This window comes from Cupriavidus sp. SW-Y-13 (assembly GCF_009793345.1).
Taxonomy (GTDB): Bacteria; Pseudomonadota; Gammaproteobacteria; order Burkholderiales; family Burkholderiaceae; genus Cupriavidus.
The window spans coordinates 234,133-254,625 of the sequence record NZ_WHLX01000002.1; the positions used below are offsets into that span (position 1 = coordinate 234,133).

At 65.4% G+C, this 20,493-nt stretch carries 17 protein-coding genes; 8 read left to right on the forward strand and 9 right to left on the reverse strand.

Going from position 1 to position 20,493, the window contains the following annotated elements; translation table 11 throughout:
• The 4 genes from hpaI to GA566_RS16985 all read right to left on the reverse strand — a co-directional run bounded on the left by hpaI (position 1) and on the right by GA566_RS16985 (position 4,984).
• A complete protein-coding gene (hpaI, locus tag GA566_RS16970) occupies positions 1 to 804 on the reverse strand; it encodes a 4-hydroxy-2-oxoheptanedioate aldolase (protein ID WP_137928075.1) in 804 nt (267 codons plus the stop codon).
• Positions 805 to 857: 53 nt separating this feature from the next.
• Complete coding sequence (locus GA566_RS16975) at positions 858 to 2,309, reverse strand: NAD-dependent succinate-semialdehyde dehydrogenase (protein ID WP_160473454.1); 1,452 nt, start codon at positions 2,307 to 2,309, stop codon at positions 858 to 860.
• Positions 2,310 to 2,418: 109 nt separating this feature from the next.
• Positions 2,419 to 3,942: a UxaA family hydrolase gene (locus GA566_RS16980; RefSeq protein ID WP_137928085.1), complete on the reverse strand. Its 1,524-nt coding sequence runs from the start codon at positions 3,940 to 3,942 to the stop codon at positions 2,419 to 2,421.
• Between the two features lie 19 nt (positions 3,943 to 3,961).
• The gene (locus GA566_RS16985) at positions 3,962 to 4,984 is read right to left on the reverse strand and encodes a tripartite tricarboxylate transporter substrate binding protein (RefSeq protein ID WP_160473455.1); all 1,023 of its coding nucleotides are present in this window, start codon (positions 4,982 to 4,984) and stop codon (positions 3,962 to 3,964) included.
• Positions 4,985 to 5,128: 144 nt separating this feature from the next.
• Between GA566_RS16985 and GA566_RS16990 the strand changes: the two genes are divergently transcribed.
• The 4 genes from GA566_RS16990 (at position 5,129) to GA566_RS17005 (ending at position 9,223) form a co-directional block, all read left to right on the forward strand.
• Positions 5,129 to 6,139 carry a LysR substrate-binding domain-containing protein gene (locus GA566_RS16990; protein ID WP_160473456.1) on the forward strand — a complete coding sequence of 337 codons (1,011 nt, stop codon included), beginning with the start codon at positions 5,129 to 5,131 and terminating at the stop codon, positions 6,137 to 6,139.
• Positions 6,136 to 7,407 carry an FAD-binding oxidoreductase gene (locus tag GA566_RS16995; RefSeq protein WP_160473457.1) on the forward strand — a complete coding sequence of 424 codons (1,272 nt, stop codon included), beginning with the start codon at positions 6,136 to 6,138 and terminating at the stop codon, positions 7,405 to 7,407. The genes GA566_RS16990 and GA566_RS16995 overlap by 4 nt, the downstream gene beginning before the upstream one ends.
• 185 nt (positions 7,408 to 7,592) lie before the next feature.
• Positions 7,593 to 8,453: a sensor histidine kinase gene (locus tag GA566_RS17000; protein ID WP_370459361.1), complete on the forward strand. Its 861-nt coding sequence runs from the start codon at positions 7,593 to 7,595 to the stop codon at positions 8,451 to 8,453.
• Positions 8,450 to 9,223, forward strand: coding sequence for a LytTR family DNA-binding domain-containing protein (locus tag GA566_RS17005; protein WP_160473459.1), 774 nt, complete (start codon positions 8,450 to 8,452; stop codon positions 9,221 to 9,223). The genes GA566_RS17000 and GA566_RS17005 overlap by 4 nt, the downstream gene beginning before the upstream one ends.
• An 8-nt stretch (positions 9,224 to 9,231) precedes the next feature.
• Here the strand turns inward: GA566_RS17005 and GA566_RS17010 are convergent, their stop codons facing one another.
• Positions 9,232 to 9,567 carry a 2TM domain-containing protein gene (locus GA566_RS17010; RefSeq protein WP_160473460.1) on the reverse strand — a complete coding sequence of 112 codons (336 nt, stop codon included), beginning with the start codon at positions 9,565 to 9,567 and terminating at the stop codon, positions 9,232 to 9,234.
• Positions 9,568 to 9,866: 299 nt separating this feature from the next.
• Between GA566_RS17010 and GA566_RS17015 the strand changes: the two genes are divergently transcribed.
• Together GA566_RS17015 and GA566_RS17020 are read left to right on the forward strand one after the other, a co-directional pair.
• On the forward strand, positions 9,867 to 10,871 hold the full coding sequence (locus tag GA566_RS17015; RefSeq protein ID WP_137928083.1) for a cytochrome-c peroxidase: 1,005 nt from the start codon (positions 9,867 to 9,869) through the stop codon (positions 10,869 to 10,871).
• Positions 10,872 to 11,108: 237 nt separating this feature from the next.
• Entirely contained in the window at positions 11,109 to 12,230 is a 1,122-nt protein-coding gene (locus GA566_RS17020; protein WP_370459318.1) for a collagen-like triple helix repeat-containing protein, read from the forward strand.
• 59 nt (positions 12,231 to 12,289) lie between these two features.
• On the opposite strand, the gene GA566_RS17025 is transcribed toward GA566_RS17020, so the two are convergent.
• The gene (locus GA566_RS17025) at positions 12,290 to 12,850 is read right to left on the reverse strand and encodes a J domain-containing protein (RefSeq protein WP_160473461.1); all 561 of its coding nucleotides are present in this window, start codon (positions 12,848 to 12,850) and stop codon (positions 12,290 to 12,292) included.
• 144 nt (positions 12,851 to 12,994) lie between these two features.
• Between GA566_RS17025 and GA566_RS17030 the strand changes: the two genes are divergently transcribed.
• Complete coding sequence (locus tag GA566_RS17030) at positions 12,995 to 13,519, forward strand: metal-dependent hydrolase (RefSeq protein ID WP_137924767.1); 525 nt, start codon at positions 12,995 to 12,997, stop codon at positions 13,517 to 13,519.
• 153 nt (positions 13,520 to 13,672) lie between these two features.
• A complete protein-coding gene (locus tag GA566_RS17035) occupies positions 13,673 to 14,074 on the forward strand; it encodes a hypothetical protein (protein WP_137924768.1) in 402 nt (133 codons plus the stop codon).
• On the opposite strand, the gene treY is transcribed toward GA566_RS17035, so the two are convergent.
• Genes treY through glgA form a run of 3 tightly spaced genes read right to left on the reverse strand, consistent with a single transcriptional unit; the run spans position 14,071 to position 20,305 of the window.
• Positions 14,071 to 16,686, reverse strand: a complete 2,616-nt coding sequence (gene treY, locus GA566_RS17040; RefSeq protein WP_160473462.1) for a malto-oligosyltrehalose synthase — start codon at positions 16,684 to 16,686, stop codon at positions 14,071 to 14,073. The two genes, GA566_RS17035 and treY, sit on opposite strands and share 4 nt — an antisense overlap.
• A 7-nt stretch (positions 16,687 to 16,693) precedes the next feature.
• Complete coding sequence (gene treZ / locus GA566_RS17045; protein ID WP_370459362.1) at positions 16,694 to 18,655, reverse strand: malto-oligosyltrehalose trehalohydrolase; 1,962 nt, start codon at positions 18,653 to 18,655, stop codon at positions 16,694 to 16,696.
• Between the two features lie 39 nt (positions 18,656 to 18,694).
• Positions 18,695 to 20,305 (reverse strand): glycogen synthase GlgA, encoded by a 1,611-nt coding sequence (glgA, locus tag GA566_RS17050; protein WP_160473464.1) that lies wholly within the window; start codon positions 20,303 to 20,305, stop codon positions 18,695 to 18,697.
• Positions 20,306 to 20,493 lie beyond the last annotated feature (188 nt).

A 20,493-nucleotide genomic window follows, 5' to 3' on the forward strand; every position in this document is an offset into this window, starting at 1 on the left:
TCAGTAGGCGGCGCCCGGAGCGGCGATCGCGTTGGCCCGGTCGGGCAGGAATTCGGCGGCGAGCTTGCGTGCGGCGTTAGCATAGACCAGCACATCCACGCCCGTGGCCACAAACGTGCAGCCCAGGTCGAGATAGCGGCGTGCCAGCGTGTTGTCAGAAGTCAGCGTGCCGGCAGCCTTGCCGCTGGCAACGATGGTACGCATCGCCTGTTCGATCTGCGCCTGCACTTCGGGGTGGCCGGGCTTGCCGCGATGACCCATCGACGCGGCCAGATCGGCGGGGCCGATGAACACGCCATCGACGCCATCCACGGCGCAGATTGCTTCCAGGTTCTGCATGGCAGTAACGGTTTCAGCCTGCACCAGCAGGCAGACCTCGTCATCGGCCACGTCGAGATAGTCCTTGCGGGCACTCCATTGCGAAACACGCGCCACGGCGCTGCCCACGCCGCGCACGCCAAATGGCGGATAGCGCGTGGCGCGCACCAGCGCGGCGGCCTGCTCGGCGGTGTCGACCATCGGCACCAGCAGCGTGCGCGCGCCGATATCGAGCAACTGCTTGATCAGCGCGGTCTCGCCCGATACGGCACGCACCACCGCCTGCGAGCGGTACGGGGCCAGCACTTGCAGCGTGCGCAGGATCGAGCGCACATCGTTGGGCGCGTGCTCGCCATCGACGAGTAACCAGTCGAAGCCAGCCGTGGCGGTGATCTCGGCCATGTAGGGCTCGGCGCCGGACATCCAGAGGCCGATTTGCGGCTGGCGTGCGGCCAGTGCGGCCTTGAACGGGTTATGGGCGGGCATGGAAGGGGCGTCTCCTTGAAATGTCTGGGGCTGGCTGTCGAAGATCCTGCGGATCAGCCAAGCTGGCCCTGGCAGAGATACTTGGTATGCATGTAATCGTCAAGTCCATGGCGCGATCCTTCGCGGCCATAGCCGGATTCCTTCACGCCGCCGAACGGTGCGGCTTCCGAGGCGATGGCGCCTTCGTTGATGCCGACGATACCCGCTTCCAGCGCCTGCGCCACGCGCCAGATGCGCCGGACATCGTTGGAATAGAAGTACGCGGCCAGGCCGAAAGGCGTGTCGTTGGCGTCGCGCACCACCTCGTCCTCATGCGTGAAGCGGAACACGGGGGCCACCGGGCCGAAGGTTTCCTCGTGCGCCAGTGCCATATCGGGCGTGGCACCGACGAGCACCGTGGGCGCGTAGTAGTGAGGGCCGTCGCCGGTGCGAACGCGTTCACCGCCGACCACCACGCGCGCGCCGTGGCTCACGGCATCGCGCACATGGCGATCGATCTTCTCCACGGCGCGCGCATTGATCATCGGACCGATTTGCGAGGCGGGATCGGTGGCGGGGCCAACATGCAGGGCGCCGACGCGTGCGGCCAGCTTCTCCACGAAGGCATCGTGTACGCCCGCCTGCACGTAGACGCGGTTCGGGCAGACACAGGTCTGGCCGCCGTTGCGGAACTTGGCGGCCATCAGGCCATCGGCGGCGGCGTCGAGATCGGCATCGTCGAACACGATGAACGGTGCGTTGCCACCCAGTTCGAGCGACAGCTTCTTGAGCGTGCCCGCCGACTCGCGTGCGAGGTGCTTGCCGACCGGCGTGGAACCCGTGAACGTGATCTTGCGCACGCGGGGGTCTGCCAGCCAGGCATCGACGACGGCTGGCGTGTGTTCGCGCGAGGCGGTGACGATGTTGAGCACGCCGGCTGGTAATCCTGCCTGTTCTGCCAGGTGAACCAGTGCGAGCGCGGTGAGTGGCGTGTCTTCGGCGGGCTTGGCCACGACCGTGCATCCCGCAGCAAGTGCTGGCGCGATCTTTCGCGCGATCATCGCCAGCGGGAAGTTCCACGGTGTGATGGCGGCGACTACGCCGACCGGTTCTTTCAGTACGAGCATCCTGCGGCCCGGCACGGCTTCCGCGATGACGTCGCCGCAGATGCGCGTGGCTTCCTCGGCAAACCATTCCACGTACGAGGCGCCATAGCGTACCTCGCCCACGCTCTCATGCATCGGCTTGCCTTGTTCGGCGGAGATGATGCGTGCGAGGTCCTGCTCGTTGGCGAGGATCAGGGCATGCCAGCGCTTGATGATCTGCGCGCGCTCACGCGCCGTGCGGTGGCTCCAGGCAGGGAATGCTGCTGCGGCGGCGTCGGTGGCGCGTTTTGCGTCATCGGCATCGCTGTCGGGGACGCTGGCGATGATGTTGCCGGTGGCGGGGTCGGTGACGTCGAAGCGGGCGCGGCTGTCGCACCATTCGCCCGCGATGTGGTTTTGGGTGTGGAGGAGGGGGAGCATGCGCGAAGGTTGAAGCGTAGTCGTGGTTGAAAGGCTGGCCCTCACCCCCGGCCCCTCTCCCGCTGAGCGGGAGAGGGGAGCAAACCGAGGGGAGAGCGGGGGTCGTTGGTTAGCTCACAATCCCCACATGCCAGGGCACGAACTCATGGTCACCCAGCCCCAGCAGTTCGCTCTTGGTCGGTTCCCCCGACGCGGCCCGCAGGATGTGCGCGAAGATCCGTTCGCCCATCTGCGCCACGCTCAGTTCGCCGTCGAGCACGAGGCCGCAGTTGATGTCCATGTCGTCTTCCAGCCGGTGATACATCGGCGAGTTCGACGCGAGCTTGATGGTCGGTGCAGGCTTGGAGCCGAACATCGAACCACGGCCCGTGGTGAAGCAGATCAGGTTGGCGCCGCTGGCGATCTGGCCGGTGGCGGCAACGGGGTCATATCCCGGCGAGTCCATGAACACGAAGCCGGCCTTGTCGATGCGCTCGGCGTATTCGTACACGGCCTGTAATGGCGTGGTGCCGCCCTTCATCGCGGAACCAAGCGATTTCTCGAAGATGTTGGCGAGCCCGCCTTGCTGATTGCCGTGTCCCACCACGCCATTGAATTGCGCGTTATGCCCGGCGGTATAGCGTTCCCACCACGCCAGCCGATCCAGCAGCTTCTGACCCACCTCGGGTGTCACCGCGCGCCGCGTGAGCATGTATTCCACGCCATGAATCTCCGGTGTCTCGGAAAGTATCGCCGTGCCGCCATGCCGCACAAGGATATCCATCGCCGCACCGAGCGCCGGGTTGGCCGTGATGCCCGAGAAGCCATCGGAGCCTCCGCATTCGAGACCGATCTTGAGATGGCTCGCGCTGACCGGCTGACGCGTGAACGCGTTGGCGGCTGGCAGCATCGATTCCACCGCGCGGATACCTGCTTCAATCGTCGCGCGCGTACCGCCCGTGTCCTGCATGACAAGCGTGTGCAGGTTCTCGCCCGGCACCAGTCCCTGCGATTCCACCAGTGACGCCACCTGGTTGCGCTCGCAGCCCAGGCCGACGATCAGCACGCCAGCCAGGTTTGCATGTTGCGCATAGCCCGCCAGCGTGCGGCGCAGCAGATCGAAATGTTCGCTCGGCGATGACATGCCGCAGCCGCTGCTCTGCGCGAATGCCACCACGCCATCGACATTGGGAAACGCGGCAAGCCGTTCCTTGGTGAAATGCGCGGCAATGTGCTTGATCGCCGTGGCCGAGCAGTTCACCGACGACAGGATGCCGACGAAGTTGCGCGTGCCCACGCGGCCATCGGGGCGCACGAATCCCATGAACGTCGCACGCTCCGATTCGGGCACGTAGTCCACGGGACGCACATCGCGGCAGAACTCGGGATCGCGATAGAAATCCACGAGCCGCAGGTTGTGGCTGTGCACGTGATCGCCCGGTGCGATGTCGCGGTCGGCCACGCCGATCACGGTGTCGTACTTGCGGATCTGTTCGCCCTGGGCGATGGCGCGTGCGGCGATCTTGTGGCCGGCGGGCACCTGGGCGCGCGCACGCACGCCCAGTTCTTCCAGACGCTGGCCCAGCGTCAGGTCGGTGCGTGCGATCAGCACATTGTCGTTGGCGTGCAGGCGAATGACGGGGTTTGGGGTCACAGTTGGCAAGGGATGCAGGTCAGCTCTGGGCGAGCATGTCCTTGAGTTTCAGGCGCTGGATCAACTGCGTTTCCTGCGTATACACCTCGGCCACGTACTTCTTGTAGTCGGGGCCATCGAGATACATGATCGGGGCGTCGAGCTTGGCAGCGACGGACTTGAACTCGGTGCTGGCCACGGCATCGCGGAAGGCATCGCGCAGTTTCTTCTCGATGTCGGCGGGCAGGCCCTTCGGCGCGCCGATGCCGTTGGGCGCTTCCACCACGAGGTTGTAGCCCAGCTCCTTGAGCGTGGGCGTGTCCTTGAAGCGCGGCGTGCGCTGCTCGCCCCACGTGCACAGCAGCCGCAGCTTGCCAGCTTCCACATGCGGCGCCCACGAACTGGAATCCGCGAGCAGGTCTACCTGATTCGCCAGCACGTCCTGCAGCGCCTGCGATCCCCCCTTGTAGGCGATGGCGTTGAACTTCACGCCTGCGGCCAGCGCAAACTGCTCCATGCCCACATGCGTGGCGCCACCGATACCGGCGTGGGCATACGTGATGCGGCCGGGATTGGCCTTGGCTTCGGCGATCACATCCGCCAGGGTCTTGAAGCGCGAGCCGGCCGGCACGGCAATGCCGAACGTCTGCCCCGAGGTGCGTGCGAGATACGTCAGTTCATTGCGCGGGTCGAGCTGGAGCATGCCGAGCTGCGAGAACCGCGTCACCGAAATCGGAATCTGGCCGATGGTGTACCCATCCGGGTTGGCGCGCGCCAGTGCCTTGGTGCCGATCATGCCGGACGCGCCCGCGCGGTTTTCCACGACGATGGATTGCTTGAGGATGCCCGACGCCACCTGGCACAGCGCGCGCATCGACTGGTCTGCCGTGCCACCAACGGGCCAAGGGCAGATGAACGTGATGGGGCGGTCAGGATACGTCGCGGCGTGCGCCGCGCGCGGCATCAGCAGGCTGGTGGTACTGGTGGCAGCAGCAGCGGTGGCGGCGGCACTGCCTAGCAACAGGCGGCGGCGCATCGGGCTGGCGGGATGGCCAGGTTTCATGGGGGTTGTCTCCGGTCAGGATCGTTGTGTGTCGCAACGGGTCTTTGCCCATCGCCATGCCTGCATTGTGGACATGCTGGTCATAACCATCCAATCAAAAATTGGCATTGCTTCATAGGCTTTGGGTTATGTAGACTCCACGGCATGGCACATATCGACCGCGCCTTCCGCTCCAACATCAAGCTGCGTCACCTGCAATTGCTGGTGGCGTTGGACGAATTCCGGCATCTGGGCCGCACGGCAGAATTCCTGTCGGTCAGCCAGCCTGCGGTGTCGAAAGTGCTGGCCGAGGTGGAGAAGATGCTCGGCATGACGCTGTTCACGCGCTCCACGCGCGGCACCGAACCTACGGCAGCCGGCGAATCGCTGGTGCGCTTTTCGCGCTCGGTGCTCGCCCAATACGATGTGACGCGTGATGAGATCGAAGCGGTGGCCAGCGGCGCAGCAGGGCGCGTGCGCGTGGGATCGATGGGCGCGACCTTGCCGGTGCTGCTGGCGCAGGCCGTGGCGCGGCTCAAGGATCGCTCGCCGCGCGCGACTGTGCTGATCGAAGAAGGCGATCTCACGCACCTGCTGCCGCGCCTGCGATTGTCGGAACTCGACCTGATCGTCGGGCGGCTCGAACCGGCATACGCCGCGCCGGACCTTGTGACCGAGGCGTTGTACGAGGAGCCGATGGTTGCCATCGTCGCGCCTGCGCATCCGCTGGCCAGAAAGAAAAAGGTTGGCTGGGCCGACCTCGCTGCATATCCACTCGTGCTGCCGCCGCCGTGGGCATCGCTGCGCGTCAAGATCGAACAGGCATTTTTCCGGCACGGGCAGCAGCCGCCCGCCGATATCATGGAATCGTCTTCCTACCTTGCCGTGACCACGTTCGTCGCGCAGCGGCAGGCGGCGGGATTCGTCGCACGGTCGGTGGGTCGGCAGATGCAGGCCGAAGGACGCTTCCATGTATTGGCGATGGATGTGGAAGTGGAGTTGCCGCCCGTCGGACTCATTACGTTGCGCGAACGTCGCCTGCCGCCGAGCGTGACCGAACTTGCCGCATGCCTGCGCGAGACGGCGCAAGATATCGTGCAGAGCAGCGCGAAGAACGTTCCCACGCGTCGCCGCAAGACCTCAACATCCCGCAAGACCGCAGTCAGAACCTCATGACAGACGCTTCCAAACTTTCTCGTACGCGCCAGACCGATGTGATCGTGCTCGGTGCCGGCATCGTCGGCGTATCGACGGCACTCGCTTTGCAGCAACGCGGCCATGCCGTGTGTCTCGTGGATCGCAACGCCCCGGGACGCGAAACGTCCTATGGCAACGCCGGCATCATCCAGCGCGAAGCCGTGCAGCCTTACGCATTTCCGCGCGCATGGCAGGCGATCCTGCGCGTGGCGGCACGGCGCGGCAATGACGTTCACTATCACTTGCGTGCGCTGCCGTCGCTGGTGCCTGCACTTGCACGGTACTGGCATGCCTCGGCGCCGCAGCGCTATGGTCCGATCGTTACGGCCTATGCCGCGCTGATTCGCCATTGCATCGACGAACATGCACCGCTGATCGAGCGTTCCGGCGCGCAGGATCTGATTCGCAAGTCGGGATGGCTGGAGGCGTATCGCACGCCTGCCGCGTTCGAGATCGCCGCAAAGGACGCGAAGGAAGTGGCGACCACGCACGAACTTCGCCATGCGGTATTGGATAGCGCGGCACTGGCTGCACAGGAGCCGGCATTGCGGCAGCCACTGGCGGGAGCGGTGCATTGGCAAGATCCGTGGACCGTCAGCGACCCCGGCGAACTCGTGGCGCGCTATTCCGCGTTGTTCGAGCGCGAGGGTGGCGTGTTCGTGCGCGGCGATGCGGAGACGCTGCGGCAGCAGGGCAGTGGGTGGACGGTGCGCACGGCCGATGGGGATGTGAGCGCCGAACACGCGGTGATCGCGCTCGGACCGTGGGCGGCAGGCTTGACGCGAACGCTCGGCTATCGGCTGCCGCTGTTCGTAAAGCGCGGGTATCACCGGCACTATGAAGTGGCTGCCATGCCGGAACGTCCGTTGCTCGATACCGAAAACGGCATCCTGCTCGCGCCGATGCGCCAGGGGCTGCGACTCACGACGGGCGCGGAGTTCGCCCATCACCACGCTGCGCCAACGCCCGTGCAGTCCGAGCGTGCGGAAATGCTCGCGGCCGATCTGGTATCGCTGGGCAAGCCTGTCGAAGCCAAGCCATGGATGGGCGCACGACCCTGTATCGCAGACATGCGCCCTGTGGTGGGACGCGCGCCGCGTCATGCGGGGCTCTGGTTTCATTTCGGACATGGGCATCAGGGCTTGACGCTGGGGCCGGCCACCGCGCGGCTGCTGGCCGAATTGTTCGATCGCGAGCCGACTTACGTCGATCCCACGCCTTACGATCCGCGACGATTCGGTAACTGACCACGCCGTGTTTCCGCAAATGGCGCCGGATTTCCGTCGATCCGCGCCAACCCGGATGTTGGCGCACGCGGCGCGGTGGTAATCTCGCGCCATTCCCTGCCACCCGGACTGCCGTGCGTCACGTCGATCCCGATCTCTGGCGAACCCCCGCCGACCAGCAAGCCTACGAGGAAGCGCGGCGTCGCGTGCGTGGCCTGCGCTTTTTCTATCTCCATCTGGTGATGTATATCAGCGTCAATGCGGCGCTGATCATCGCTGGGTTGCTGTCATCGACGCATCGTCCATGGGGCGGTGCGCCGCTGATGGGCTGGGGCATTGGGCTGGCTGCGCACGGCATCGTGACGTGGAGCCGTGTGGGCATGCTGGGACGAAGCTGGGAAGATCGCAAGATTGCCGAGTACATGGCGCGCGATCAGGTGCGTACGCTGTCCACGGAGAAGCAACTCGTGGAAGCGCAGATGCGGCTGCTGCAGGCGCAGATCGAGCCGCACTTCCTGTTCAACACGCTGGCCAATGTGGTCAGTCTGATCGACCCCGCGCCGCAGAAAGCCACGCTGATGCTCGAACACTTCATCGCCTATCTGCGCGCGTCGCTGGCGGCCAGCCGCGCCACGCAGGGCACCGTCGCGCAGGAAGCACGGCTGCTGCGCGACTATCTCGCGCTGATCAAGATCCGCATGGGCGACCGGTTGCAATACACGGTCGATATGGATGCCTCGCTCGATGGTGCGCCGCTGGCGCCGATGCTGTTGCAGCCCGTGGTGGAGAACGCGATCAAGCATGGGCTGGAGCCGAAGATCGAAGGCGGCCATCTGCTGGTGAAGCTGGAGCGGCGCGGCCCGCGCATGCTGGCGACCATCGAGGACGATGGCATGGGCTTCAAGCCCTCTGGCGGTTCCGGTGTGGGTCTCGCCAACCTGCGCGAGCGGCTGGCCGTGCTCTATGACGGCGACGCGCATGTACGCATCGAAGACCGCGCGCCAGGCACTGCCGTGCTGATCGAGATTCCCTTGCCCCGTACATTCCGAACCGGAGACGCTGCATGAACCCCACCGTGCCCACGGCGTTGATTGCTGATGACGAGGAACATCTGCGTGCGCATCTGCGTGGCAAGCTCGCGCGGCTGTGGCCCGAACTCGATATCGTTGCCGAAGCGGCCAACGGCATCGAGGCCGCTGAAGCCATCGCCCGGCATGCACCCGCCGTGGCCTTCCTCGATATCAAGATGCCGGGGCTGTCCGGGTTGGAAGTGGCGCAAGGCATCGAGACCGATACGCGTCTCGTGTTCGTCACGGCGTACGATGAATTCGCGCTCGATGCGTTCGATCGCGCGGCTGTGGATTATCTCGTCAAGCCAGTCACCGACGAACGACTCGGCCGCACCATCGAACGACTGCGCAAGGCACTACAGGACGCTGCGCCGCTGCCGGAACTCGCGCAACTGCTGGGGCAACTCACGCGCGGACAGGCCCGCAACGAGAGTGGCGCGGGTCCGCTGCGGTGGGTGAGAGCGAGCCGTGGCAATGTGACCAGCCATGTGCCGATCCAGGAGGTGCTGTATTTCCAGAGCGACGACAAATACGTGGTGGTGCATACGCGCGAGGGCGAGCACCTGATCCGTACGCCGCTGCAGGAACTGATCGACGGACTCGATCCCGAGGTCTTCTGGCAGGTGCATCGCTCGACCATCGTCAACATGGAACACGTGGCGGGCACGCGTCGCGACGATTCGGGAAGACTGTTCGTGCGGATGCGCGAGGGCGACACCGAACTCGCGGTGTCGCGCGCCTACGTGCATCGTTTCAGGCAGATGTAGCCACCGCACTACTGGCGATCCATGAACTCCTGGATCTTGCGGCTTTCCCAGTCGCGCCCTCGGCGCGAGAGTCGGGTATAGACCAGTACGCCGTGTATCGCAAGGCCAAGCCCCCATGCCAGCGTGGTGGTCAGCGGCCAGGGCCAGCCGTGCTCCGCATGGTGTGACCACGACGGGCTGGGGAAATAGAAGAAGCGCAACCACAGCCAGCTGTTGACCACCACATAGACCATCAGGTGGATATACCAGCCACGCAGCGCCCGTACCATGCGGCGCGCGCGCCAGTAGGCCCACGCTTCATCGCCAGCGTCGCGGGAGGGGGGAAACCTGGATTCGTGTCGCATCGGAAAACCTCGTCATCAATCGGTTGGGATGTGACAGGTATATGCCACGCCGCGCGCACATACCAGAGGCGTGGGCCGAATCGACAGGAACACGACGCGACTGACAGGAAAGTGGTGTGAATGACTTGTCTGTTTTCGCGCCGGGCACAACAAATGGCGCGTAGACCCGCCGCAAACGGAGGGAGATTGCGGCGATGGCCGATGTGGCTTGATGGCTGTCAAGGCTGTCAATGCGGTGTGGGCGCTTAATCGATTGCGCTGCTCCGGCATGTGGTGGGGCAGGCAAACGGACTGCTCCCATGACCTTCCATACAACTCTCCCCCTCATCTCTCTGCTGGCTGCGTTCGCACTGACTGCCGGCGCTGGCGCGGCTGCCGCGCAGGAGCCGATCCAGCCCATCGTGGCGCACAAGGTGATCGATCCCGCGCGCGTCGAACTCGGCAAGAAGCTCTGGTTCGAGCCGCGGCTGTCGCGCTCGGGATTTATTTCGTGCAACTCGTGCCACAACCTCAGCATGGGGGGCTCGGACAACCTCAAGGTGTCGATTGGCGACAAGTGGCAGCAAGGTTCGATCAACTCGCCCACGGTGCTGAATTCGAGTCTTAACTTCGTGCAGTTCTGGGATGGCCGCGCAAAGGATCTCAGGCAACAGGCGGAGGGGCCGATTGCGAATCCGGTGGAAATGGCCTTCACGCACGCACTGGCCGTGGATACGCTGAAATCGATTCCCGAATATGTGAGCGAGTTCAAGACCGTCTTCAAGACGGATCGCCTGACCATCGACGAAATCACGCGGGCCGTGGCCGCGTTCGAGGAAACATTGGTCACACCCAATGCGCGCTTCGACAAATGGCTCAAGGGCAATCGCGCGGCAATCGATGCGCAGGAACTGCGCGGTTATCAACTGTTCAAGTCCGCAGGTTGCGTGGCGTGCCACAGCGGCACCAACCTGGGCGGCTCGTCGTTCCAGAAGATGGGCCTGGTGGCGCCGTACAAGACAGGCAACCCATCGGAAGGACGCGCGGCCGTGACCGGCAAGGATGCCGATCGATTCAGCTTCAAGGTGCCTACGCTGCGCAACGTGGCGCTGACCTATCCGTACTTCCACGATGGCGAGGCGGCCACACTGACCGAGGCGGTGGATGTGATGGGTCGCCTGCAACTGGGCCGCACGTTCACGCCGCAGGAGAACGCGGACATCGTGGCTTTCCTGCATACGCTGACTGGCGATCAGCCTCGTCTCACGATGCCGATCCTGCCGCCGTCGCGGGACAACACGCCCAAGCCCAAGCCGTTCGAATGACTGCGCCGATGTGCCGCAACCTCCGGCACGTTACGTAACACGTAACGGCGCCAACACGATGGGCCGCCCGTATCAAACGCGCGGCCCGTTTGTATTCCGAGGTGCGAAACGCATGGCGGGCGCGGGTTTGCGGGCCATGCGGTGCGAGCCTGGCCCGTGTGTTTGCAGCGCACGCTTCAATGGCACGGCGGTTGCCTTCTCGGTGTCCATCCCAACACAGAACGAGAGAGGGGCATCGTGCAGAAGGAACAATACTGGATTGGCGTGGTGGTCAGCGTGGCGGCGTTGCTGGGTGGATGTGCCAACGGGCATGATGGCAAGCCCGGTGCGACCGGATCGGCTGGCGTGCAGGGCGTACCGGGAGATGCCGGGGCCGCTGGTGCGACGGGTGCAACGGGTTCCACGGGGGCAACGGGTGCAACGGGTGCAACGGGTGCGCAAGGATCGCAGGGCGCGGCGGGTACTGCCGGTGCTACGGGTGCCACGGGGGCGACCGGCGCCGCAGGCGCTACAGGCGCTACGGGCGCTACGGGTGCTACTGGAGCGACTGGCTCTACAGGAGCGACGGGTCCTACCGGAGCCACTGGCCCGACAGGACCTACCGGCGCGACAGGGCCAACCGGTCCGACACCGCTGGCCGAAGTCGGTGCGGTGGTCAGCAGTGTTGGCGATACCGTCGGCACGCTCGGCACGGGTCCGCTGGCGGCAGTGACGGCGCCAGTCGGATCGGCCGTCAAGCAGACCGGCAGCCTGGTGGGTGGCCTCTCGCCAACGGTGCTGGCCGATCCGGTCAATCAACTGCTGACTACCACCAACACGGCCATCGTGCCGTTGACCTCGGTCCTGGGCAACGCCACGCAGACCATCGGCGCCACGACCGGTCTTGGCGGCTCGCTCGATAATTTGCTGACGGCTGTAGGGGGCGTCGTGAATCAGACCGGTACGACGATTGCCCAGACCCACGTGCCGGTTGTGGGTGAGGTCGGCGGCATCGTGGCAACCGTGGGCACGGCGGTGTCGGCACTGGGCGGAGCGGTCGTGACGCCGGGCGGCACCTCGCCCGCGAATCCGCTGGCACCCGTCACCAGCCTGCTGGGCAGCCTCGGCGGCATAACGTCGCCGGGCGGGACCCTGCCAGGTGCGCCCGCCGTGCTCGCGCCGGTGAGCCATCTGGTGACATCGACCGTGGGCGCCGTCACGAACGCGACGGGCGGCGGCCCGCTTGCGCCGGTCCTGAAGCCGGTCACCGATGCACTGAAGGGTGCAACCGGCGGTGGCGGTACGACCAGCCCGGTCAGCCCGGTTGGCAACCTGCCGATCGTCGGCGGCCTGCTCGGTACGCTCGCACCGCAGCGGTAGCGGTTGGTGCGATGGCTGGGTGCCCGGGTATGTCTCGGACACCCGCCATCCGATTCCCGCTACGACCGCACGCCGAACAATCCACGCCAGAACGAATCGAAGGTGCCGGTGTCCTGTCGTGGGTGTCGCTCTTCCTCGCTGGCGGATGCTGCCGCCTGTGGCGGTGCGTTGCGCGATTGCTGGAGCGCCCAGACGCTGTCCGCGACGCGCGCCGCCAGGCCGGCTTCGCAATCGCGACCGAGCAGGGCGCCAAAGATGACGTCGCGATTGTGTCCGAGGTCGGCAAAGCGCATGGCGATAGTCACCATGCGCTCGTAGTGTTCCTGCGCGATGCGCTGGGCTTCACGCTGGGCCGCGCGTTCCTGTTCTTCCTCGGCAGCGTGCTCGGCCTGCCAGCGCTGCATCTCGCGTTCGAAGACCTCGTCGTAGACCTGGCGCTGCACGGCATCGGAGAGGATGGCGTAAGCGTTGCGTACTTCCTGGAAGGCGTCGTGGGCCTCGGCTTCGCGGCCGAGGTTCCGGTCGGGATGCCATTTCATCGCGGCACGACGGTATGCGCGTCGGATCTCGTCCTGTGTGGCGTCGGATTGGACGCCGAGCGTGGCGTAGAGGGTGGTCATGGGCCGGAGGCTGCTGCGAGGGGACGGCGGGTGGGCGTTCATCCTAGCATGGGGTCGGACGCGTGGAATGACGCTGGCGTTTCATGGGCAGATCTGCCAACATTGCGCCCCCTTACAGACCCGGCAAATCACCGCAGTTGCATCATGGCCTCACGAAAAGCACATCACGCCACAGGCTGGGCGGCGGCCGTCATCGCCGTCGCCGTGGCCTGCAAGCACGGTATCGGCGGGTGGCACTGGATGAGCGCGGCGGTGTTCGTGGCAGCGGTGCTGGGCAGCACGGCGCCCGACTGGATGGAAGTGGCGTGGTGGTCGAAGTCGCGCCGCCTGTGGATCACGCATCGGACCTGGACGCATTGGGGCGTGGCGTGGCTCGGTCTGCTGGCGTGGTCATACACGGCGTTGGGCACGCATGCCATTGCGGCGCCCGCATTCGGCTTTGCCTGCGGGGGCGTCATGCACCTGCTGGCGGACTGGCCCAACCCGCTTGGTGTGCCCTGGATCGCGGGGCGTCACTCGTTGAAGTTGTGGAATAGCGGACGCTGCGACCTGATCGTCGTTGCCGCCTCATGGATGATCGCGCTGGTGGTGTCCGATGACCTCTGGTTTCAGGGGCGCCACAGTCTCGTGCTGCTCCATCACCTCGGCTTGGGATCGATTTCTTTCTAAAGCCTTTCATCGAATGGCTTTCAGACAGCGGCGCGAACAATATGTTCATCGGCAAGGATGAAACGCATTGTTGTTGCAAATGCATATTGCGCCGCCGCAAAGCTGCCTTATTCTTTCCTCCACAGTCGCTCAGATTTGTTTGGAGGTAAAGCCATGAACCACACCGTGTTTGCCCAACAACCGCCCGTTCGTACCCAGGCCGATGAGCCGGTCACCGCGCTCCAGCACCAGGACATCGTGGCCGCTTTCACGGCGCAGCCCGGCGGCCCGGTGGCATTGCTCCACATGCTTTACCCGCGCACCGATGCGCGCACGCATCGCAGCCTCGACATGCTTGTCAGCGCGTTGCAGAACCACGGCCTGCACGATGTGGCCGCGCTGGTGGCGTCCGAAGCGCATTACCTCGCATTCCGCAACGCGCCGCAGGCATGGCGCGCACTCAATGAAATCCGCCATGACTCGCTGGCCATCGGCGTGCATGTCTACTACCGTGGCCTGCGCGGTGACGCCGCGGAGAAACTGCTCGATGCCGATGCGCATCGGCTGCATCACTAAGTCCGGATCAGCAACGCGACTGGCAGCATCGCGAACACATCGCGAGCGCGCAGCCATCCCGCTTGTGCGCTGACGGCATTGCCGGTCAGCGCATCCAGCCATTGCACGTCGCCATCCCCATCGCCGATGTGAATGCCCGTATCGCGCCAGCAGTGCGGCGGGATACGGGGCAGCGACGGGTCTACATGGCGAGCGGCCAGTCGTGTGACCGCAACCACGGCCTGCGCGTTGCCCTGACGGCGCCGGAAGGCCAGCACGCTTTGCGCCAGTTCGCCGCTGGCCTGCAGGGGTTCGTAGCTGCCTTGGGCGAATAGGGATGGATGTTCGCGCCGCACGGATAACGCCGAGCGGATCAATTGCTGCTTGATGCGGCCGTCGCGCCAGCGCGTCAGCCATTGCGCCCAGCCGGCGCGGCATTCGAGTTGGTTGCGAAGCCTTGCATAGTCGGGCGCGCGCCGATTGTCGGGATCGACCAGGCTGAAATCCCAGCCTTCGTTGCCCTGGTAGCGATCCGGCACGCCAGGCGCGGTCAGTTGCAACAGCGACTGTGCGAGGCCATTGAGTGCGGCACACGGGCCGATGCGTTCGGCAAAGCGGCCGATGTCTTCCAGCACGCTTTGCGCGTCGCCCATCGCCAGCGCAGGCAGGAATGCCTCGCTCGCCGACTCGTAGGCCAGGTCGGGATGTGTCCAGCTGCCATGCCGCTTGGCCTCGCGAATGGATTTCTGCTGCCACGCCAGGATGCGGTCGATGAAATCCTTTTGCGCGTTTTCCGTTGAGAGCGATTGAGAATCGGCGGGCCACGCGCCGATCAGCGTTTGATAGAGCATCAGCCGGTCCACGCCATCGGGGCCGTGTGGCGACGCCAGCAGCAGCGGGGCGAGTCGCGCTTCCCAGCCGGCCACGGCTTCGGCCCATTCCTCCGCGAGTTCGCTCAATACCGCCAGCCGCATGCGGGCATCCTCGCCACGCTTGTGATCGTGCGTGGCCACGGCCAGCATGCCGTGCGGCCAGTGTTCGCGTCGCGTCTGCATGCGAGCGTGAAATCGCTCGGGCGCCATGGCCATCGTGCCCGGATCACTGCCTACCTCATTGCGCGACAGCAGCCGGCCATAGCGATAGAACGCGGTGTCCTCGGTGGATTTCGCGGCCAGCGCGGGCATGAGTTGCTGCAGCTTGGTGCGGATGGCGATGGCGGGTTCGTCATCTCCCTCGTCGCGCAGAAAGCCGAGAATGAAATCGAGTGCGGCCGTTTCATCGGGTGCCAGATGCAGACGGGCATGGTTGGCCGCGGTGCCGATCATCTCGGCGTCGAACGTGGTATCGCGAGGATGATCGGCCGGTGTCGATGCGTAGTAGCTGCGATACACCGGGATCTCGCAGAGGAACGCGGTCAATGCATGGCGCAGTGCATGCAGTGTGAGATCGCGCGTGCCGGGATTGGCGCGCGCCACGGTGTGCAGCCGGTGGCAGACGCCATCGAATTCTGCCACGAGATGTCGCGCCAGCACCCGGTGTCGTCCTGCATGCACATAGGCCGAGAACGGACGCGCATCGCCGCTGATCTGCATCCACAGCATGTTCAGCGGCGCTTCGCCATGGGTGTCGTGCAGCACGGCGCTCACCTCGTCCATGAAGTCATAACCCGTGGTGCCATCCACCCGCCAGTTGGGCGGCAGTGGCTCGTGCTCGCCGAGGATTTTTTCGATTACGAGCCATGGATGCATGCGCGCGAGGTCGCCGGGGCGGCCCGGGCGCAGGGTATCGAGCCGCTCGCGCACGCGCTGGCAATAGCGGGCCGGGTCGGCCAGACCGTCTACGTGGTCGATGCGCAGTCCGTCGATCCAGCCTTCGCGATACAGGCGGAAGACCAGTGCGTGGACGGCCTCGAACACATCGTCGGCTTCTTCGCGCACGCCAGCCAGTTCGGTGATTTCAAAGAACCGTCGCCGGTTCAGCGTGGCCGCGCCCGTGCGCCACCACGCGAGCCGGTAGTGCTGGCGCTCCAGCAGACGATGCAGCGCGGCAGTGTCTTCGGGAAGCGTATCCACACCGGGTGGCAAGGTCAGCGGCAATGCGAGATCACCGTATTGCAGCATCGATTCGCCAGCATCGTTCCAACGCGTGGTGAAACGGCCTGCGTTCAGCGCGTCCCAGTACGGATCGCCAAGGATCGGCAGCAGCACCTTGCCGCGCAAATCGGGGTCGGGTGACTGCCAGTCGATGTCGAAATAGTGCGCGTACTCGCTTTGCGTGCCATGGGCGAGGACATCGCGCCACCACGCGTTGTGCGTGGCATCGGCGGCCATGTGGTTCGGCACGATGTCGATCACGATGCCCAGTCCCGCGTCACGGGCGCGCCGGGCCAGCGAAAGAAAACCTTCTTCGCCGCCGAGCTCCGGATTGATGCGAGTGAAGTCGATCACGTCGTACCCGTGCGTGGAACCGGGCCGCGCCGCAGTGATCGGGGAGAGATAGAGGTGGCTGATACCGAGCCCCGCGTAGTAAGGCACCAGCGACTCGGCATCGGCAAACGTGAACGCGGCGTGCAACTGGAGCCGCGCCGTGGCGCGGGGCACCCCGGCGTGAGTCAGATCGGCAGCTTCGTTCATGGCACCATCAGGCGGGATGCAGACAGGTAATGCAGCAGTGTTCCGGCAAGGTGCCAGCGCTGAGTTGGGCAACGGCGCCGGACTGGCTCGCATGCAGCATGCGACCTCCATCGCAATTGACGACCACAGGTTCCTCGCCAAGGTTAAGCCAGATCGACAAGCGGCTACCGTCGCCCAGTTGCCAGCGTGCCACCAGTGCCTTGTCCGCGAGCAGCGTCACGCCGAGCGAACGGCTGCCTTGCAGGCGCGGCATGATCTCGTTTCGACGGATCGACAGCAACTCGCCGTAGTAGTGATTCCACGCGCGGCAATAGCCGTCGGTGTCATCGCAAACCGGCCGCGACTGCTCGAAGGTTTCCGCGGCATTGGGATCGGGAATACGCGCGGCGTCGGCCTCATTGCGGAACGCAGCGGATGCACCGAATTCACGCCGCCGTCCGTCGCGTACGGCCTGCGCCAGCTCGGGCGGATGGTCGGTGAAGTACAGGAACGGCGTGCGCGCGCCATGTTCCTCGCCCATGAAGACGAGCGGAATCTGCGGGCACAGCAATTGAAGCGCCACCGCCGCGCGCAGTGCCTCGGCCTCGGCCAGTGCCGCGAGCCGTTCGCCAAAGGCGCGGTTGCCGGTCTGGTCGTGGTTCTGCAGGAACATCACGAACGATGTGGGAGAGAGCGATGCGCTAGGCTGGCCACGCCGGACTTCGCGGCCTTGCAGGGGACCATCGCCGTCGTCGCCACCCATGCCGCTGCGATGCGGCGATACCTCGCCTTGCCATGCAAAACCCTCGGCAAGAATGCGTGCGAGGTGATGCAGGGCGGGCGTGCCGAGAGAAGCGGGCGGCGTGGCGCCGGGCAGGGCCTGCTGATACTCGCGATAGTAGCCGTCGTGCTCGCCGGTCAGCAGCACGTGCAGCGCATGGTGGGCATCGTCGCTCCACTGCGCGTCATAGCCGGCATTGAGCAGCGCGGCGTCGTTGTGGTCGTTCTCCAGAACCAAATGCAGATATCGGCCCGGCAGGCATGCGCGCAGTTGCCTGGCGAGTTGCGGCAGCCATCCTTCGTCTTCGATAGCATGTACGGCATCGAGCCGCAGTCCGTCGAAGCGGAATGATTCCAGCCAGTAGCGCGCGTTCTCGCCAAAGAAGCGGCGCACCTCGGCGCGGCGGAAGTCGATGGCCGGGCCCCATGGTGTCTGGCGATCCTCGCGGAAGAACGCGCTCGCGTAGCGATGCAGGTAGTTGCCTTCCGGTCCGAAGTGGTTGTAGACCACATCGAGCAAGACCATCATCCCCAGTCCATGCGCGGTATCCACCAGCGTGCGCAGTTCGTCAGGCGTGCCATAGCTGTGCTCGGGTGCGAACGGCAGTACGCCGTCGTACCCCCAGTTGCGCCCGCCCGGAAATTCCGCGAGCGGCATCAGTTCGATGGCGGTGAAGCCGAGCGCGGCCAGCCGGTGCAGTTGCGCAGTGGCGCCGGCATATCCTCCGTACAGGCCTACGTGCATTTCGTAGACGACGGCTTCGTGCCATGGGCGTCCGCGCCATTCGGTGTGACGCCACGCGAACGAATCCGTCTCGGTGGCCGGCAGGCACACCACGCTGGCGCCATGGACATCTTCGGCCTGCTGGCGAGATGCGGGATCGGGGACGATGGTGCCGTCGTCGAGCCGGAACCAGTAGCGCGCGCCGTGGCAGCACGGCGCGGCACCTTCGTACCAGCCATCGTCGCGTGCCACCATGGGCGTGGGCGGCAGTCCGGCCACTTCCACGCGCAGCGCCTGGCCCTGTGCCGCGGCATCCGGTGCCCAGAGCCGGAACAGGACCCGGCCATCGGCCAGCCTGACGGGACCGAAGCGATAGGCTTCCTCGCCGTCTTCGCCGCAAGGAATCAGGCGCGCATCGGCGCCCAGGGTTTGCCAGTTGGGTCCGGGCGGCGTGCCCGGACGCGTAGCCATCGGTGCAGCGGTCATCATGATGCGCTACCTCAAAGCAAGAGTCAGGGCGACCCGTCAGGCCGGCGAGGGCGCCGTACCGGACTGGGCGGGAGACAGCACGGGCGCCTCGGGCATCGCCACGGGACGGCCCTTGCGCACGGTGTCCACCACCGGTGCGACGGGTTCCAACACAGGGTCCACCACAGGCAGCGTGGCGAGTGCGGGATTGAGCGCACCATACATTGCCAGATACTGACGCGCGGGATTCTCCCAGCCGAAATCGGTTTGCATGCCGGTGCGCTGCAGGCTGCGCCAGTGCCGCGTGCGGCCATACCATCCTAGTGCACGCGCGATGGCCGAGCGCATGGCTTCGACACTTTCGCCATCGAAGACGATGCCATTGGCGCGAGCGGCGGGCGCGGCTTCGTCGCCCACGTCGCGCACGGTGTCGGCCAGGCCACCCACGCGCGAGACGATGGGCACGGTGCCATAGCGCATCGCGTAGACCGGTGTGAGCCCGAACGGCTCGAAGCGGCTGCCATGCAGCAGCATATCGGCCCCCGCGTGCAACAGGTGCGCATCTTCCTCGCGATAACCAATAGAGACGCCCACGCGTTGCGGATACTTCTGTGCAAGCGCTACGAATGCGGCTTCCAGCCTGGGGTCTCCGCAGCCGAGTACCGCGAATTGCACGTCTGCGTGCGTATGCAGCGCGGCCTCGATGGCATGAAGCGCCACATCGGCCATCTTCTGATGCGTCAGCCGGCTACCCATCGCGACGATGGGGCGGTCTGGGTCTTGCGACAAACCATGACGGGCCTGCAGTGCAGCCTTGCATGCGCGCTTGCCGGCGAGCGAACGTGAATCGTAGCGCTGTGGCAGCAAGCGATCTGTCCTGGGCGACCATGCCGAGGTATCCACACCATTCGGGATCGCGCCCAGGACATCGGCGCGGTGATTGAGCAAACCATCGAGGCCGTGTCCAAAGTGCGGCGTGAGCACCTCGCGTGCATAGGTGTGGCTCACGGTGGTCACGCGGTTGGCGTAGCGGATGCCGGCCTTCAGGAAATTGAGCTTGCCCCAGAACTCGATGCCGTCCGGCGTGAGGTAGCTGGCAGGAATGCCCAGCGTGGGGGCCATCTCCATCGGAAACACGCCCTGAAAGGCCAGGTTATGGATCGTGCAGGCCGAGGGGATGTCGATGCCGCGCGCGTGCATCAGCAGTGGTGTCAGCCCCGCATGCCAGTCGTGTGCGTGGACGAGGGCCGGTACGGGCAAGGGTGTCTCGCCAGCGGCGATGGCCGTGGCGGCGTGGGCCAGTGCCGCAAAGCGCTGGGCGTTGTCGCAGAAATCGCGGCCGGTGGCGTCAACATAGAGCGACCCGGGCCGGTCGTAAAGCGACGGGCAATCGAGGAAGACCACGTGCACGCCCGAATCGGGCAGCAGGCCATGCATGAGCCGTGCGGGACTATGGCCCGGCGGCAGTGCCATCGGCAATCGGATCGCGCCGAGACTGCGGAGATCGCGCGCCTCGGCCATTGCGCGCGGATAACCAGGCATCAGGATGGTGACGCTGGCGCCACGCTGCTGTAGCGCGATCGCCAATCCACCTACTACATCCGCCAGCCCGCCGGTCTTGGCCAGGGGATGGGCTTCCGCCGCCACAAACAAGATGTTCGCGTTCAAGGTGAGACTCCGCTCGATTGTTGTTATGCCTGGCCACTGCTTCGGCTTGATGCCCGGCCGTCCGGAGACGACGCGAGCGAACAACAATGCGAACTTTGTGCCAGCTTGCTGCACTGCGCGATGGCCGCTTCAAATCGGGCGGCGGCGGGCGGAGTGCCCCCCCGCGCCGCAACATCCGTGCAACCTCG